Annotated in this window: 13 protein-coding genes; 8 read left to right on the top strand and 5 right to left on the bottom strand. The window is 45.1% G+C overall.

Features of this window, described 5'->3' with window-relative positions:
- The first annotated feature begins 388 nt into the window (after positions 1–388).
- The 3 genes from putA to putP all read left to right on the top strand — a co-directional run bounded on the left by putA (position 389) and on the right by putP (position 5,869).
- Positions 389–3,520 (top strand): bifunctional proline dehydrogenase/L-glutamate gamma-semialdehyde dehydrogenase PutA, encoded by a 3,132-nt coding sequence (gene putA / locus R7Z10_RS02360; protein ID WP_318103826.1) that lies wholly within the window; start codon positions 389–391, stop codon positions 3,518–3,520.
- Positions 3,521–3,531: 11 nt separating this feature from the next.
- Positions 3,532–4,239 (top strand): 1-pyrroline-5-carboxylate dehydrogenase, encoded by a 708-nt coding sequence (locus R7Z10_RS02355; protein WP_005383557.1) that lies wholly within the window; start codon positions 3,532–3,534, stop codon positions 4,237–4,239.
- Positions 4,240–4,375: 136 nt separating this feature from the next.
- Entirely contained in the window at positions 4,376–5,869 is a 1,494-nt protein-coding gene (gene putP / locus R7Z10_RS02350; protein WP_005374582.1) for a sodium/proline symporter PutP, read from the top strand.
- A 124-nt stretch (positions 5,870–5,993) separates the two neighbouring features.
- Here putP and R7Z10_RS02345 read toward each other — a convergent pair whose 3' ends face one another.
- Positions 5,994–6,527, bottom strand: a complete 534-nt coding sequence (locus tag R7Z10_RS02345) for a GNAT family N-acetyltransferase (RefSeq protein WP_170889920.1) — start codon at positions 6,525–6,527, stop codon at positions 5,994–5,996.
- Positions 6,528–6,675: 148 nt separating this feature from the next.
- Between R7Z10_RS02345 and R7Z10_RS02340 the strand changes: the two genes are divergently transcribed.
- Positions 6,676–6,915, top strand: a complete 240-nt coding sequence (locus R7Z10_RS02340) for an RNA-binding protein (protein ID WP_005374587.1) — start codon at positions 6,676–6,678, stop codon at positions 6,913–6,915.
- Positions 6,916–7,006: 91 nt separating this feature from the next.
- On the opposite strand, the gene R7Z10_RS02335 is transcribed toward R7Z10_RS02340, so the two are convergent.
- Both R7Z10_RS02335 and R7Z10_RS02330 read right to left on the bottom strand, forming a co-directional pair.
- Complete coding sequence (locus R7Z10_RS02335) at positions 7,007–7,441, bottom strand: hypothetical protein (protein WP_054575372.1); 435 nt, start codon at positions 7,439–7,441, stop codon at positions 7,007–7,009.
- Between the two features lie 18 nt (positions 7,442–7,459).
- Positions 7,460–7,993 carry a GNAT family N-acetyltransferase gene (locus R7Z10_RS02330; protein WP_054575373.1) on the bottom strand — a complete coding sequence of 178 codons (534 nt, stop codon included), beginning with the start codon at positions 7,991–7,993 and terminating at the stop codon, positions 7,460–7,462.
- A gap of 358 nt (positions 7,994–8,351) precedes the next feature.
- Here R7Z10_RS02330 and R7Z10_RS02325 point away from each other — a divergent pair, with 358 nt between their 5' ends.
- Both R7Z10_RS02325 and R7Z10_RS02320 read left to right on the top strand, forming a co-directional pair.
- A complete protein-coding gene (locus tag R7Z10_RS02325; protein ID WP_005374593.1) occupies positions 8,352–8,600 on the top strand; it encodes a hypothetical protein in 249 nt (82 codons plus the stop codon).
- A 292-nt stretch (positions 8,601–8,892) separates the two neighbouring features.
- Positions 8,893–9,369, top strand: coding sequence for an Lrp/AsnC family transcriptional regulator (locus tag R7Z10_RS02320; RefSeq protein ID WP_005374595.1), 477 nt, complete (start codon positions 8,893–8,895; stop codon positions 9,367–9,369).
- 123 nt (positions 9,370–9,492) lie between these two features.
- Here R7Z10_RS02320 and R7Z10_RS02315 read toward each other — a convergent pair whose 3' ends face one another.
- Both R7Z10_RS02315 and R7Z10_RS02310 read right to left on the bottom strand, forming a co-directional pair.
- Positions 9,493–10,200 (bottom strand): DUF445 domain-containing protein, encoded by a 708-nt coding sequence (locus R7Z10_RS02315; RefSeq protein ID WP_005383549.1) that lies wholly within the window; start codon positions 10,198–10,200, stop codon positions 9,493–9,495.
- Between the two features lie 592 nt (positions 10,201–10,792).
- The gene (locus R7Z10_RS02310; RefSeq protein WP_005374597.1) at positions 10,793–12,643 is read right to left on the bottom strand and encodes an ABC transporter ATP-binding protein; all 1,851 of its coding nucleotides are present in this window, start codon (positions 12,641–12,643) and stop codon (positions 10,793–10,795) included.
- 404 nt (positions 12,644–13,047) lie between these two features.
- On the opposite strand from R7Z10_RS02310, the gene R7Z10_RS02305 reads away from it, so the two are divergent.
- Entirely contained in the window at positions 13,048–14,049 is a 1,002-nt protein-coding gene (locus tag R7Z10_RS02305) for an arginine deiminase-related protein (protein WP_033906610.1), read from the top strand.
- A gap of 264 nt (positions 14,050–14,313) precedes the next feature.
- Positions 14,314–15,552 carry a DEAD/DEAH box helicase gene (locus R7Z10_RS02300; protein ID WP_318103824.1) on the top strand — a complete coding sequence of 413 codons (1,239 nt, stop codon included), beginning with the start codon at positions 14,314–14,316 and terminating at the stop codon, positions 15,550–15,552.
- Positions 15,553–15,600: the final 48 nt, after the last annotated feature.

The following is a 15,600-nucleotide window of genomic DNA, read 5'->3' as shown; positions in this document are numbered from 1 at the left end:
CAAATAATCATCAATCAGAATGAAGCCATGCACTATGCATGGTTTTTTTATGTTTTATTCACGTGACCTATCTCTCGTTTTTTTAAATTCTCTGTTCTTTGCAGTGGTTGATATGCCACTTGATCCTACATTTTCTCTTAGAACGAGCTCTTCACAAAAATCTTATTGATATTCTTGATATTTTGTTGTGAATGCAATGAAAAAATTAAAATTTACAACACAAAATATTACCTATTTGAATGTGACTATGTGGATGTTTTGTTATAAAAGCGAGTTTTTGGCAAAAATGTCGTAGTTTTTGACAAGTATTCTTATCGGCCTCAAAATACACTGCCAGCCATTGATAATCCTCGAAGCGGTTTTCGAGGAGTGAGATTGAGGAACACACATGTTTACAGCTACGAACGTGTTGACACCGGAATTTATCGGGCAGCCGCTTGATAAGTTGTGGTCACTGATCTCGCCATTATATATGGTGGACGAGTCTCAATGGCTAGAGCAACTATTGCCACTAGCGACGCCGACAGAGGATGAAAAATCGGCGATCACTACCCAAACGACCCACCTTATCGAAGCCATTCGTGCCGATAAGAAGTCAATCCAGATGATTGATGCTTTATTGCTGGAATACAGCTTAGATACTCAAGAAGGTATCTTGCTGATGTGTCTTGCAGAAGCATTAATGCGCATCCCAGATGCCGCGACAGCAGATTCTTTGATTAAAGATAAGTTGAGTGTCGCAGACTGGAAATCTCACCTGAAGAACTCTGACTCTGTGTTTGTTAACGCATCAACATGGGGCCTCATGCTAACAGGTAAAGTGGTTGGTCTTGGTGAGCAAGGCACCCAGAGCCCAGGTCAGGCTGTAAACCGTCTGGTAAATAAATTCTCTGAGCCTGTGATTCGTAAAGCCATGTATCAGGCAATGAAGATCATGGGTCACCAGTTTGTTCGTGGTCGTACGATCGAAGAAGCGCAGAAGAACGGTCGTCCAATGCGCGACAAAGGTTTCACCTACTCGTTTGATATGTTGGGTGAGGCGGCGTTAACTACAGCGGACGCGAACAAGTACTTCAAAGATTACCTAATGGCGATCGAAGCGGTGGGTCGCGAGACTTACGGTAACGACACCAGCCCTGCGCCTTCGATTTCCATCAAGCTTTCTGCATTACACCCGCGCTACGAAGTCGCAAATGAAGAACGTGTAATGACAGAGTTGTATGACTCACTAATGCAGCTATTGAAACGTGCAATTGAAGTCGACGTTGCAATCACAATCGATGCAGAAGAAGCGGATCGCCTTGAGCTTTCCCTGAAGCTATTTGAGAAAGTATACCGTAGCGATCTTGTGAAGGGTTGGGGCAAGTTTGGTTTGGTTATTCAAGCCTACTCAAAACGTGCGCTACCAGTCTTGGTGTGGCTAAATGCACTCGCAAAAGAACAAGGTGACGTTATTCCTCTGCGTTTGGTTAAAGGCGCGTACTGGGACAGCGAAATCAAGTGGTCTCAACAAGCGGGTTATGCAAATTACCCAGTATACACTCGCAAAGAAGCGACGGACGTTGCATACCTAGCTTGTGCTCGTTTCCTACTTAGCGAAGGTGTTCGCGGTAATATCTACCCACAATTTGCAAGCCACAATGCTCACACGGTGACGGCAATTGCTGTCATGGCGGAGCACAAAGAATACGAGTTCCAGCGCCTGCATGGTATGGGTGATTCACTGTATAACCATGTTATGAAAATGTACGGTCAGCCAGTACGTATTTATGCTCCTGTCGGTAGCCATGCTGATCTTCTTCCGTACTTGGTTCGTCGTTTGCTTGAAAATGGTGCGAACAGCTCGTTTGTACACCGTCTAGTTGATGCGCGTTGTCCGATTTATGAGTTGACCCATCACCCTGTGGATGTGTTGACGGGTTTTGACACGCTACACAACGACAAAATTCCATTGCCTGCCGATATTTTCCCTGAGCGTAAGAACTCATATGGCGTCAACATTGATATCGACAGTGAGGCGAAGCCATTTGAAGCGCAGGTAGAAAGCTTCATGGACAATCAGTGGGTTGCAGGCCCGATGATCAATGGTGAGCGTTTTGCCGAAAGCATGATCAAGGAAAATGCGGCTGAGATCATCACCGCACCGTACGATCGCCGAATTGAAGTCGGCAAAGTGGCATTTGCAACACTTGATCATGTTTCCGCTGCAATTGATGCGGCGCAAACTGCTTTCTCTGATTGGAAAGGTGTTCCTGTTGAGCAAAAAGCGGCTTGTTTAGAAAAGCTTGCTGACTTAATGGAAGAAAATCTGGCTGAGCTGGTGGCGATTTGTCACAAAGAAGCGGGCAAGACGATTCACGATAGCATTGATGAAGTTCGTGAAGCGGTGGATTTCTGTCGTTATTACGCGAAACAAGCGCAAAACCTACAGCCATTTGAGCTAGAAGGTTTTGACGGTGTGAAACGCATTTCTAGCCGTGAAGGTCTTGGTGTGTTTGTGTGTATTAGCCCTTGGAACTTCCCGTTGGCTATCTTCCTTGGTCAGGTGACGGCAGCACTGATTGCGGGTAACACAGTGGTGGCAAAACCTGCTGAGCAAACAAGCTTAATTGCCGCTCGCGCTATTGAACTAATGCTTGATGCTGGCTTCCCTGCAGGTGTGATTCAGTTACTTACTGGTCGCGGCGCTGAGATTGGTCATGCACTGACTTCTCATGATGCTATTGCTGGTGTGGCATTCACTGGCTCAACGGCAACGGCGCAACGCATTAACGTTACGCTCGCGGAGCGCAGCGCGAAACCAGTTCCGTTTATTGCGGAAACAGGTGGCCAAAACGCAATGATTGTGGACAGTACTGCATTGCCAGAGCAGGTGGTGCGTGATGTGATTCGTTCGGCGTTTGCATCTGCTGGTCAGCGTTGTTCTGCCCTTCGTGTTCTATTTGTACAAGAAGATGTAGCAGACCGTATGACCAACCTGATTCAGGGTGCGATGAATGAACTGCATGTTGGTTTACCTTACCTACACAAAACAGATGTTGGTCCGGTTATCGACAGCAATGCTAAACAAAAACTCCTCGCTCACCTTGAGCAAATGAGCAAAACACAGACTAAAGTCGCTCAGCTACAGCTGGATGAATCGTGCCAGCATGGTGACTTTGTCTCACCAAGTGCGTTTGAAATCTCGGGCATCGATGTGCTGAAAGAAGAACAATTTGGTCCAATCTTACACATTGTTCGCTTTAAAGCGTCTGAATTACCGAACGTGGTTGCGCAGATCAACAAAACGGGTTTTGGCTTGACGATGGGTATCCATAGCCGTAACGAAACCACGTACCGTTGGATTGAGAAACATGCTCGAGTAGGTAACTGCTACATCAACCGAGACCAAGTTGGCGCTGTGGTTGGTGTACAGCCGTTTGGTGGTCAAGGCTTGTCGGGTACTGGCCCGAAAGCTGGTGGTCCACACTACCTATTCCGCTTTACTCAACATCTTCTTGCTCAAGCAGAAAACGCATAAGGAGTCGCATTATGGTTCATCAGATCACCTATTTTAAAGATGCATTCTCTGCGTGGGAGCAGTGGAATCTGACTGATTTTGATTACAAATGCGAGCATGTTCTGGCATTTAAATCTGCACTAGAAGGGCAGCAGTCTACCGTTGCCAAAGTGGTTTCTTACCACTTGCAACAAGCATCAGCTCTTCTTGCAGAAACTCACCAGTTAGTTGGCCCTACAGGGGAAACTAACGAACTGTATGCCGCAGGACGCGGTGTGGCTTTGGTGATTTGTGAAAACAACATCGAGCCTGCTGATAATGCGTTATACAGTGCTTTTGCGATGATCACCTGTGCCTTAATTGCAGGCAACAGTGTGGTCGTTTGCAGTGACAATGCAGAGCTAAACCAATTGGTTAAGCAAGCTGTAGCGTTGGCAAACTTCCCATCTAACTTAGTCCAGGTTGTTGCGTACGATGCGTCTGCCCCGTTGCTTGAGAGCGATGTACGTAGTGTGGGTTATGTTGGGCGTTCACAGGTTGAGCATGCGCTCAATCTTCAACTAGCTAAGCGTGACGGTGCAATCGTCGGCTTAGTTTCTGAAACGGATTTAGAGTCACCGAAATTGGCTCATGATCCTCATCTCTCGTTGCGCTTCATTACTGAGCGCACTCGAACGATAAATATTACCGCGGTGGGTGGTAACGCAACTCTACTCGAGTTGGGGAACGAAACTCACTAACCTGACTTGTAATGCCAATCTGGAGTAACTGGACTGAGAGCCGGTCCAGATTGGTTTTTTATACTCTGATGTATTGCTGAGACGGTAAAATATCAGGGCAGGCAAGGAAGGAAATAATTATAACGAGGACTATCTAATGATAGAAAATAGCTTTGCTATCACGTCCACTTTTGTGGCGTATTTACTGATTATGGTTGCTATTGGCGTTTACGCGTATAAGAGGACTTCCAATTCATCTGACTACTTCCTAGGTGGCCGTAGCCTAGGTCCGTGGCCTGCTGCATTATCTGCAGGTGCTTCAGACATGAGTGGTTGGTTGCTGCTAGGCTTGCCTGGCTATGCGTACGCTGCGGGTATCGAGGCCTTCTGGTTAGCCGGCGGTCTACTTCTTGGTACATGGGCAAACTGGCTCATCAGTGCAAAACGCCTCCGTACCTACAGTATCCAAACTGACGCGCTAACGTTGCCAGAGTTCCTGTCACGTCGCTTCAACGATAAGTCGAAACTGATTCAGACAATCTCTGCGTTTTTCATTCTTCTATTTTTCCTTTTCTACACCAGCTCAGGTTTGGTCGCAGGGGGCAAACTGTTTGAGACGGTATTCGGTCTAGATTACACCTACGCTGTTATCATCGGTACGGTGTGTGTCGTTTCTTACACACTATTCGGTGGTTTCCTAGCGGTATCTTGGACTGACTTAGTGCAAGGTCTGCTAATGGCGGCTGCGCTAATGATTGTTCCTATAGCGGTAATGGACGGTGGTTTAGGTCAGCTAAGTTCTGATCTACATGACATCAACCCAGAACTTGCAACGCTATGGAATGACGCGAAAGGCGAACCATTGTCTGCGATTGCCATTATCTCTCTAGCGGCGTGGGGCCTTGGTTACTTTGGTCAGCCACACATCCTAGCGCGTTTTAAAGCGTCTCGTTCAAACAAAGATCTAACAACTGCACGTCGTATCGCAGTGATTTGGACGGCACTATCTATGGTCGGTGCAATGCTTGTTGGTCTTGTTGGTCTGGTTTGGGTTACGGGTCATCCGGGTACTCAACTAGAAGACGGCGAGAAGATCTTCATGCTATTGGTTAACGCAGTATTCCACCCTGTCGTTGCGGGTATGTTGTTAGCAGCAATCCTAGCGGCGGTAATGAGTACCGCTGACTCACAGCTCCTTGTTTCATCTTCAGCGCTTGCAGAAGATTTCTACAAGCAAGTATTCAAGCCAGAAGCGTCTTCTGAAGAAATCGTAATGATTGGTCGTATCGGTGTTATCGTTATTTCGCTTGTTGCGCTATTCCTAGCGATGACGCCTGATAGCTCAGTACTTGGTCTTGTATCTTACGCTTGGGCTGGTTTTGGTGCGGCATTTGGTCCTGCGGTTGTACTTAGCCTTTACTGGAGCGGTATGAACCGTAACGGCGCGTTAGCAGGTATTCTTGTTGGTGGTATCACTATCGTGGTTTGGAAGCAGCTAACTGGCGGTTGGTTTGATGTGTACGAAATCGTACCGGGCATCATCTTCTCTACGCTTGCTATCATTGTGGTAAGTAAAGCAACGGGCGGTGCTGCGCAAGACGTGTTAGACCAACACCAGTCGTTCGAGAAAAAACTGGTTGAACTAGACTAGTAACTTCCCGTATATGAACACAAAGCCCGCTATTTTAGCGGGCTTTGTTTTATCTGAAACTTAATTAGCGTTAATGGTGGTAGCTTGAGATCAGAGCTTAGCATTGCTCGGTTAGATTGGAGTGTTAGTCGCGACGAATTTTGGCGTAAATAACGGTGTTACTCAGCTCTCCCGATGTGGTAAGACGTTCGTTTCTGAGCTCTCCTTCGAACTCATAACCACAGCGTTCGGCTACAGCCCAGCTCTTTTGGTTGGTGCTATCAGCATGAATTGCGATTCTCTTGGCGCCCAAGTCATCAAACGCATAGCGCTCAACTTCGAGCACAGCCTCGGCAACATAACCATTGCCAACGGCAGCATTATCTAACCAATAACCTATCTCAAAGGATGGTACGTCGGGATCTCGAATCATCAAGCCGACCGCACCCAGTAAGCGATCGCTTTCCTTTTCAATGATGTAGTAACGCAGCTCTTCTTCGAAGTTTTCAAAGTTTGCGATGGCTTTCTCTGTCCCTTCTATCATCGCTTCTAATGTCAGCACATGAGGCACCCACGGCAGATAGACTTCGAGAGTCTTTTGGCTGCGAACGACAGCTTGATGCGCCTCTTCGGCTCGTTCTAAACAAGCAGGGATGAGTTTGAGACGTTTCGTTTCCATGCCGACTCTCCTATGGGTGAAAAATGAACGGAAAATCATTTAAACAGATGTACTTAGAATGATCTAGTCAACGCCGTCATATTATTCACTTGGTTTGCCAGAGAGAAACTGAGAGAATCGAACCGTTATCAAACCAACTAGGTTCATTATGAAACTTTTAGTAAGAAACTTGGCTCGTCACATGACCGAGCAAGATATCCGCAAATTATTCTCAGCGTACGGCAAAGTAGAACTGTGTTCGCTAGTGCTTGATCAAGACACGGGTTTGTCGAAAGGCTTCGGTTTTGTCATCATGCCGGACGAAGCAGAAGCCATTTCTGCTCTTGAAGCACTGAATTTGACGAACGTAGAAAAAAGCAAAATTCGCGTGAAAGTCGCACAAGACTAACACAGAGAAAAGCCAGCGTTATTGCTGGCTTTTTTGTCTTTCTATTTAGAGACCAAATTGGCAACATTCTAGAATGTCTTCTCTTTTCGTTTTAGCGAGATTGATCATCAATTCTCTCTTCAAGTTGTTTCATTAAATCCTTTAACTGTAGAGAATCGAAATTGTCTGAATTCGGCACTTGGTAAGCGTCGTTGACTGTGTAGAGCATCAAACTTTTGCTAGAGAAGAACTCTTTCTGTATTTGGACTTTGACAATGTCATCAAGAGGTAGACGGAAGTAAACCGTTGAGCCCTGGCGGTACTTCAAGGTGTTGGTGCTTGCATCGATATCTAGCGTTTTAGGATTGAACGCGCGGCGCGTGAAGTACGTTGAGAGCAGTTTCAATCCTATTATTGTGAGTGCTACGAGTCCAAACTCGACGACCTTGTCTGCTAGGTAGGAAAAATAGAACAGCGACAACAATACAGTTCCTAGCAAGAAAGGGTTGTTCTTGGGCAGATTTTGTGAAGTTTCATGGATAATCATCCGACATATTCCTCGACTTTATTCAGAAGCGACGAACGTGAGTTGGTAGACACAAACCTTTCGTTCTTTGCCTTGCATGCGCAATGTTTTGTCACCGATGTAAGGGATATTTAGTTTTTGGATCACCGATTTAGAACGCTGATTGTCCACCAAATGCATCACGGTTATTCCGTTTAACTCAAAGTGCATTCGAGCAAATTCGAGTAAGGCTTTGGAGGCCTCGAATGCATAGCCTTTCCCCCAATGTGGCACGCCAACCCAGTAGCCTAATGTACCGTAGCCCTCTTCGATACACGGTAAACTCACTGCACCAAGTAACTCACCAGTGTTTCGCAAGGTAATAGCGTACGCCACGCCTTGATGCTGCTGATACATCGGATCGTGCCTATCTATCCATGCTTGCGCCATCGGTCGCTCATAAGGATGAGGGATGTTTGCTGTCATGTCGGCAATTCGCTTATCTCCAGCGAGTAAAGCCACTTGTTGGCAGTCATCGATATTGAATGGCCGGAGGACGAGTCTTTCGGTAGTAAGAGTCGGTTGTATCGTCATGCATTTCTTCCTTGATGAGACGGCTATAGCTGCTAGCAACTGGTTTGCGAGATAAATCAAGATAACAAGGCGTCTCGAAAGCTCGATCTAGCCAGCTGTAAAGTTGTCATGCGCCTTACTAAATAATAAGCCCGAACAATTGCTTATGTGTAATGTGTCGTATTATTACACACATAAGCACGTTTGATCATATTGATGGTACAAAAGTTGAGGTCTGACCAATGTCTCAGTTTTTTGATACTTTCGTTCAATTTTTTGAAGATAGGGCACAAAAAATTAAAGGAGCTTTTTAATTGTGGAATTATTTTGAACAAAATATGTCAATTGTCAGTAGGACGAAAAAGTAGGGAGAAGAGAAATGCCGGATATATATTGCGCAGCTTGTAGAAAATCAACGCAACATAAAGTGATTATGAAGCGTTGCGAGCCTCAGTCTGTTGACTCGTTAACAGGCAAAATGGTGAGTTTTACACAGCTGATGGCGAAATTTGTATCAGGTGAACATTATTACGAGATGGAGCCTCAATACTACTGCCGTTGTTGTAATCATCGTGCAATTGGAGAGGTTGTGCCACATCCTACACGGCATACATCGGCCGCACTCTAATTCTGAGTGATAGCCATGATTAATGGCTAAATAGGGCAGTGTTGCCCGAACGACATATCTATACAGGCGTGTCATGCGCTTTCAAATTTGCGACTCCGCGGGAGCCGCTAGGTTGCTTTTTCTCTTCATATCACGGTTACTAAGTGAGCGGCAATAATCATAGCTCTTTCCCTCCTTCGTTGTTTTCTGGTTATTCTCTGCTGAATTTCACATGCTGTGCATTTGATGGTTTGCAATTGTTTGAGCAACGATTAATGTGATGCTTTCTAAGTGGTTACAAGGAAGTGGGTTAATGAGTTATCAATTGGACCGGATTGATTTACATATTTTGAGAGTGCTTCATTCGAGAGGCAGAATTCCAGTTGTAGAACTAGCAAAGCTGATTAACTTAACGACTTCTCCATGTTCTGACCGTGTAAAGCGACTAGAAAAAGAAGGGTATATCAATGGTTACCATGCGGAGTTGAATGCGGAAAAGTTGGGGCTGGATGTGCAAGTATTCATCCATATTCGTTTAGACCAAACCAGTTTTTCTATTTTTGAAAAGTTTGCGAAAGCGGTGGAATTGATGCCTGAAATTGAAGAGTGTTACTCGCTCTCTGGAGATTTCGATACCATGATAAAAGTTCGTGTTAAGAGCATGAAAGCGTATCAGGAGTTTATGTCGAGCAAGTTAGGCACGCTTCCGGGCGTGATTCAAACTCGTAGTGAAGTGGTCATTGAAGAACATAAAACGGGATTTGGCGTGAACCCTGAGCTCCTTGGTTAGGCGAGGCTGATGTCTATGACCGCAGCGCTAATGTGTTGAGCATATTATTTGGCGTGACTTGGCGTATTATTTTTTTAAGATAAAAAAGGAGCCGAAGCTCCTTTTTAATAAATCGGTGAGCGATTATGCCCCGATAAAGGTGCTGATAACGCCAATTAAACCACCAAAAACACCGCCCCAAACGACTAGCCATCCAAGGTGTTGTTTAATCATTTTTTGCACCATTTCTTTAACTAATGCCGGTGTTAATTCGCTTAAACGTTGATCGATGATACCTTCAATGTTCTGCTTTATCTCATCCATCATTGCAGGAGATTCGAATTGCTCTTTCAGTGCTTCTTTGATGTTATCGCTCTTGCTCAACTCAATGATGGATTCTTGCATCTTTTCGACGAAAGGTTGGCGCATGGGTTGTAGCGCTTCCGAGCCGCCAAACATCGCTAGCATGCCGCCAAATTGAGAGCCTTCAATTACTTCCACTAGGGAATCAAATGCTGGATTTAAATCTACTTTCTCAATTACTGGTTGAAGATCGATGTTCACACCGCCCGCCATTTCTTTATTCAAGAATCGGTCAATGTTCGCTTCAGTAAAAAACTGTTCCATCATTAAGTTTTTGATAGCCAGTTTAAACTCTTCAAATCGCGCGGGGATCACGCCAGAACCGTATAATCCAGGCACTTTCTCAAACAGCATATGGATGGCAAGCCAGTTGGTGATGGCGCCTGAGAACGCAAACAGCCCTGCATACCAAAGATAGTCGTTTTGTAATTGATGACCTCCAGCCATCAAAGCGATAGCGAGGACATTCGTTAGCAAACTTTTGTTCATAGTGACCAGTTATATATGAATATCGGAAAGAATAAGTGGGCCTGATTCTATACCTAAGTCACATTAAGATGCTAGGTTTTGCCGTGATGAGTAATCTTGTAGAGAAGGGACAAAAAATGAATGCTCAGAAAAACAAAACCCGACAATCATTGTCGGGCCACTGCTTTTTCTTAGAAAAACTAAGATTCTATTTTTAATTTTAGATGCGGTAGATCTTACAACAAAGTTGGCATTTCCATCTTTCTGAGTAGCCAAATAGCTTGTCAGCCCAACTTGGTTTGAGTTGTACGATCTGCATTGAACCACATTTACACATAAGCTAATTACCTTATTGTTAATATAATAACTAAGCCATCTATTGAGTATAGCTGTTTCTCAAAAAGTGAAATGACAAATGAAGACGGCTCAATACTCTGTATTGTGTTCATTGCAATGGATACGCAACGAGGCGGTATATTAGCAGAAAAAGTGTGAGCTTTATCATGGAGAGTGTTTCATATATGAGAAACCACAATGGCTATATGAGCATCTAGCCATGGATTTAAATAAAAAACGGCGCTTAAAGCGCCGTTTTTATTGAGCTTATCACTCGTTAAGAAGCGTGTTGATTGTCTAGTTCTTCAGCGATAAATCCGCCAGTTTGATGCGCCCAAAGCTGGGCGTAAATGCCGTTATTCGCAATGAGTTCTTGATGAGAACCTTGTTCAACGATGCTGCCTTTATCTAGCACGATGAGGCGATCCATTTGTGCGATGGTCGATAATCGGTGAGCGATAGCAATAACCGTTTTCCCTTGCATTAATTCATTCAAGCTTTCCTGAATCGCTGCTTCGACTTCTGAATCTAGAGCCGATGTTGCTTCATCCAATACCAGCAATGGTGCATCTTTGAGTAGCACACGAGATATTGCGATACGCTGACGTTGGCCGCCAGACAGTTTCACACCACGTTCACCAACTTGCGCATCGTATCCGACATTACCAAATGGGTCGGTCAGAGTTTCGATAAACTCATGGGCATGCGCTTGCTTAGTGGCTTTCAGCAAATCTTCTTCTGTCGCATCTGGATTGCCATACAAAATATTGTCTCGAATTGAACGGTGTAGCAGAGAAGTATCTTGGGTCACCATACCGATCTTTGAACGCAAAGAGTCTTGTGTGACTTCTGAGATGTTCTGTCCATCGATCTTAATGCTGCCGTCTTCGACATCGTGGAAACGAAGTAACAAGTTCACCAAAGTCGATTTTCCGGCGCCGGAGCGCCCAACCAAGCCTACTTTCTCTCCTGGTTTGATGTTGAGATCGAGATGGCTAATTACGCCTTTGTTCTCACCGTAATGGAAGCTGACGTTATCAAAGTGAATGCCTCCTTCAGTGACAACCAAGTCTTTTGCACCTGGTTTATCTTTAATATCAATAGGCTTAGAGAGTGTTTTCATTCCATCGACAACGGTTCCCATGTTTTCAAAGAGGGCGCCAACTTCCCACATTATCCACATCGACATACCGTTTACGCGCAATGCAAGACTAACAGCAATCGCAATCGCGCCAACGCTAATGGCACTATCCAACCACAGGTAAATCGATAAAGCAGCAACGGAAAAGACCAAAATATAGTTTGAGATCTCTACAGCGACGTCGAAGCCGGTCACTAGGCGCATTTGACGATAGACCGTATTCAAAAATCCTTTCATGCCTTGCTCGGCATATTGGGTTTCGCGCTGGCTATGAGAAAACAGTTTGACGGTTTGAATATTGGTATAACTGTCGACGATGCGCCCTGTCATTGTCGAACGTGCATCGGCCTGTGCTGAAGCGACGTCTTTGAGCTTAGGGACAAAATAGATTTGGATAGCGATGTAAGCGAGTAGCCAGACAATCATTGGGATCATCAAACGCCAGTCTGCCGTCGCTAACATAATGATCATGCTGGTGAAGTAAACCGTAACGTAAACAAACACATCCATAGCTTTCATCACGGTTTCGCGCACAGCTAATGAGGTTTGCATGACTTTCGTTGCGACTCGACCTGCAAAATCATCTTGATAGAAGTTCAAGCTTTGATTGAGCAAATACCGGTGTGCAAGCCAGCGGATAGACATTGGGTAGTTGCCCAATAACGTTTGATGAACGAGCAACGAGTACAAGATCACCAATATAGGCATGACAACCAGCAATAAGGCTCCGTAGAAAATCAAATCCGATTTGTTGTCTTGTAAGAACGTTTCTGGATTGCTGGTAGACAACCAATCAACCAATTGTCCCATGGCGCCAAACAACATTACCTCAACAACAGCCACAATTGTGGCCATCAAAGACATGATGATCAAAGGCTTTTCATAACCACGAGTGTAATAACGCAGAAAAGCGAACATCCCTGAAGGAGGCTGATCCGGTGTAGATTTGGGGAACGGCTCTGTAAAGCCTTCAAATCGTTTAAACATAACTCATCCTAAAGTTAAAACAGTGCCATTTGGGGTGGCTAAATCCATCGATTCACGCTGCTTTGGACGAAACCGCGTGTATGAGAGTTTCTTGCCTGCTCCTCGATAAAGCAGACCGATTGACGAGAGGGGCGAAAAAATAGTCTAACCGATTGTGTCTTAAATGTAACTAGTTGGTTATGAGTGTGATTGTCTATGGTTCTGATTCTTATGATGAATTCTTATCATGTTCATCACGGTGCAATAAAAGCTTAAACCTGCAAAGTGACAATAAAATTTAGGGAAAAATGAACTTAATGCAGCAAAAATTACTTTTGGGCAATTAAATTAATTGTCAAAACAGCAAAACTGAAGTTAACAATAAATTTACAATCTCCTCATTCTAGTGATAAGGAATGTATTGGATGCTATTACACGAATCAGTGACCCAATTTGCTAATGGGAAAGAAGAAAGCACGCAAAGTGCTCAGCGCCAAACCGCGAACTGCGTAGTGATGGTGCCACCGAAAGAGTTTCGTTTTAATGAAGAAACCGCACAAGATAATGAGTTCCAACATAAAGTGTCACTCAGCCAAGAAGAAGTCTCACGTCGAGTAATGGCCGAGTTCGCGAGTATGGTTGCAACGCTGCGTCAAGAGGGCGTTCAAGTTGTTGAATTTGATTATCCAACTTCAGATGTTGCAACGCCAGACGCGGTATTTCCAAACAATTGGTTTAGCACTACGCCAGATGGCACGTTGTACACCTTTCCAATGGCCTGTGAAAACCGTCAAAAAGAAGTACGTCCCGATGCACTTGTGGCAGCACTAGCGCAAGCAGGGCGAGAAGTTCATCGACGCAGCAGTCTAACTGAATATCTTGACGAGCAAGCGTATTTAGAAAGCACGGGTGTGATGGTGTTTGACCACCTAAATAAAACGGTCTACGCCGCACTCTCACAACGTTGTGATCGTCTGGTTTTAGAAGATTACGCCGATCGTATTGGCTATGAACGAGTGATTTCTTTCCAAACTCGTTTGCCGTCTGGTGCGCCGATTTATCACACCAATGTGATGATGGCGGTTGGCGAACAGTTTTGCGTGATTTGTGACGAAGTGATCCCAGAATTTGAGCGTCGTTTTGTAATGAAGTCACTCGCCAAAGACAAGCAAGTCATCTCAATTTCGCTTGATCAGATGAACCAGTTCTGCGGTAACATTCTGCAACTAGAAACGATCAACGGCGACAAGGTGATTGCGATGTCGCAATCGGCGTACGATGCATTCTCACCTGCACAAAGAAAGCAATTGGCAACGCACGGTAAATTGCTGCCATTCGACGTTTCTACCATAGAATCTATTGGTGGTGGTTCGGTTCGTTGCATGTTGGGTGAAGTGTTCTTACCGAATCGTAAAGCTGTGCTTTAATAAACTGCACATTTCTTTTCAGCCGCAGTGAAAGGCTGACGAAGCGTTCTCTTCAAGGGTTTTTAGCCGTTAGCTCTGTGGCAGTACAGACTAACGGCTTTTTTGCGCTTTTTTGTTTTCTGAAGATTTGCATCGGCGCCGCTTGGTTTAAGCGCCTAAAATAGGATGGTTCACCTAACAGATTGTGGTAAAGTCCGCGCCTGCGTTTTACCGCATCTTCATTGTTTTTATTGCCTCTTCAACCAAAAGTACAAGGTTTCGCTAATGCCATTTTCTACTCTCTCATTGAGTTCTGAGCTGATTCACGCACTGCCAAAAGACTTCAAGAAACTGACCGATATTCAAGCGTTGGCCATTCCTGAGCTGTTGGCTGGTCAAGATCTATTGGCTTTGGCAAATACAGGCAGCGGCAAAACCCTTGCTTATGGTTTGCCTTTGTTGGAAAAGCTGGGTGTCAATCCAGAGCAAAAAGCGCTGATTCTTGTGCCAACTCGTGAGCTGGCAATGCAAGTGAGTGAAGCAATTAACCAAGTTGGTCAAGTTCTTGAACTCAACGCAGTGTGTTTGTGTGGCGGCGTTGATAAAGAGCAACAACAGCAGGCGCTAGCGACAAATCCTCATATCCTTGTCGCGACGACAGGTCGTTTGGTTGATCTGGCAAACAACGGTTTAGACTTAAGCAATATCCATTACCTAGTGTTGGATGAGGCCGATCGTCTGTTGGATATGGGCTTTTGGCCTGACGTGCAAAATATTGCGGGGCTGATTTCAAACCAGCGTCAAACCGCAATGTTCTCGGCGACGTTTTCAGATGATTTGAAGGGTAAAGCGAAGCTGCTTATGCAGGCACCAAAGCAAGTTGCAGCGCATCAAGAAAACAGCACGAATCAAGACATCGTTGAAACGTTGTACATGGTCAATAAAGGCAGTAAAACCAAGGCATTGATTGAACTGATTCAAAAAAACGCGTGGACTCAGGCGTTAGTCTTTATTGGTGCGAAAGAGAATGCTGATGGCTTAGCGAAAAAGCTAAACAAAGCGGGCATCTCAACCAATGCACTGCATGGTGACAAGAGCCAAGCAGAGCGAGAAGAAGCACTGGCGCAGTTTAAATCTGGGCAAATTCAGGTGTTGATTGCCACTGATCTACTAGCGCGCGGCATTCACATTGAGCAATTACCTGTAGTGATCAACTTTGAACTGCCAATGCATGCAGAAACTTATGTTCACCGAGTAGGACGTACCGCTCGCGCAGGCGAACAAGGTGTGGCGATGTCATTGGTATGTCATGGTGAAATGGACGCACTAAACGCGATTCGTCACCTGACTCAACGTGCATTGCCAGTGCAAGATCTGGTTGGTTTTCCAGTAACGGATAAGCCATCAACTGGCGAGAGCAAACGCGCGCCACGCGATAAAAAAGCCAACCGCCGAACTAATGCTAAGAAGAGCATTAAGCAGTTCCAAGGTAAGTCGAAACGCCCAGCCCCGAGTGCGAAGTAAACCAAAAAAACACGCTCTGACGGCATAGTCGGTTCAGAGCGTGGCTTA

It is taken from the genome of Vibrio sp. Vb1018, assembly GCF_033338775.1.
In the GTDB taxonomy this organism is placed as follows: Bacteria; Pseudomonadota; Gammaproteobacteria; order Enterobacterales; family Vibrionaceae; genus Vibrio; species Vibrio alginolyticus.
Note: the sequence above shows the minus strand (reverse complement) of the source record. Positions and strands in the feature narration are given on the sequence as shown.

What these genes read in the sequence shown, in the direction of transcription:
- R7Z10_RS02320 (WP_005374595.1), top strand. Translation starts at nt 8,893, where the DNA reads ATGAGTTATCAATTGGACCGGATTGATTTACATATTTTGAGAGTGCTT.
- R7Z10_RS02310 (WP_005374597.1), bottom strand. Translation starts at nt 12,643, where the DNA reads ATGTTTAAACGATTTGAAGGCTTTACAGAGCCGTTCCCCAAATCTACA.
- R7Z10_RS02345 (WP_170889920.1), bottom strand. Translation starts at nt 6,527, where the DNA reads ATGGAAACGAAACGTCTCAAACTCATCCCTGCTTGTTTAGAACGAGCC.
- putP (WP_005374582.1), top strand. Translation starts at nt 4,376, where the DNA reads ATGATAGAAAATAGCTTTGCTATCACGTCCACTTTTGTGGCGTATTTA.
- R7Z10_RS02325 (WP_005374593.1), top strand. Translation starts at nt 8,352, where the DNA reads ATGCCGGATATATATTGCGCAGCTTGTAGAAAATCAACGCAACATAAA.
- R7Z10_RS02355 (WP_005383557.1), top strand. Translation starts at nt 3,532, where the DNA reads ATGGTTCATCAGATCACCTATTTTAAAGATGCATTCTCTGCGTGGGAG.
- R7Z10_RS02335 (WP_054575372.1), bottom strand. Translation starts at nt 7,441, where the DNA reads ATGATTATCCATGAAACTTCACAAAATCTGCCCAAGAACAACCCTTTC.
- R7Z10_RS02340 (WP_005374587.1), top strand. Translation starts at nt 6,676, where the DNA reads ATGAAACTTTTAGTAAGAAACTTGGCTCGTCACATGACCGAGCAAGAT.
- R7Z10_RS02315 (WP_005383549.1), bottom strand. Translation starts at nt 10,200, where the DNA reads ATGAACAAAAGTTTGCTAACGAATGTCCTCGCTATCGCTTTGATGGCT.
- putA (WP_318103826.1), top strand. Translation starts at nt 389, where the DNA reads ATGTTTACAGCTACGAACGTGTTGACACCGGAATTTATCGGGCAGCCG.
- R7Z10_RS02330 (WP_054575373.1), bottom strand. Translation starts at nt 7,993, where the DNA reads ATGACGATACAACCGACTCTTACTACCGAAAGACTCGTCCTCCGGCCA.
- R7Z10_RS02300 (WP_318103824.1), top strand. Translation starts at nt 14,314, where the DNA reads ATGCCATTTTCTACTCTCTCATTGAGTTCTGAGCTGATTCACGCACTG.
- R7Z10_RS02305 (WP_033906610.1), top strand. Translation starts at nt 13,048, where the DNA reads ATGCTATTACACGAATCAGTGACCCAATTTGCTAATGGGAAAGAAGAA.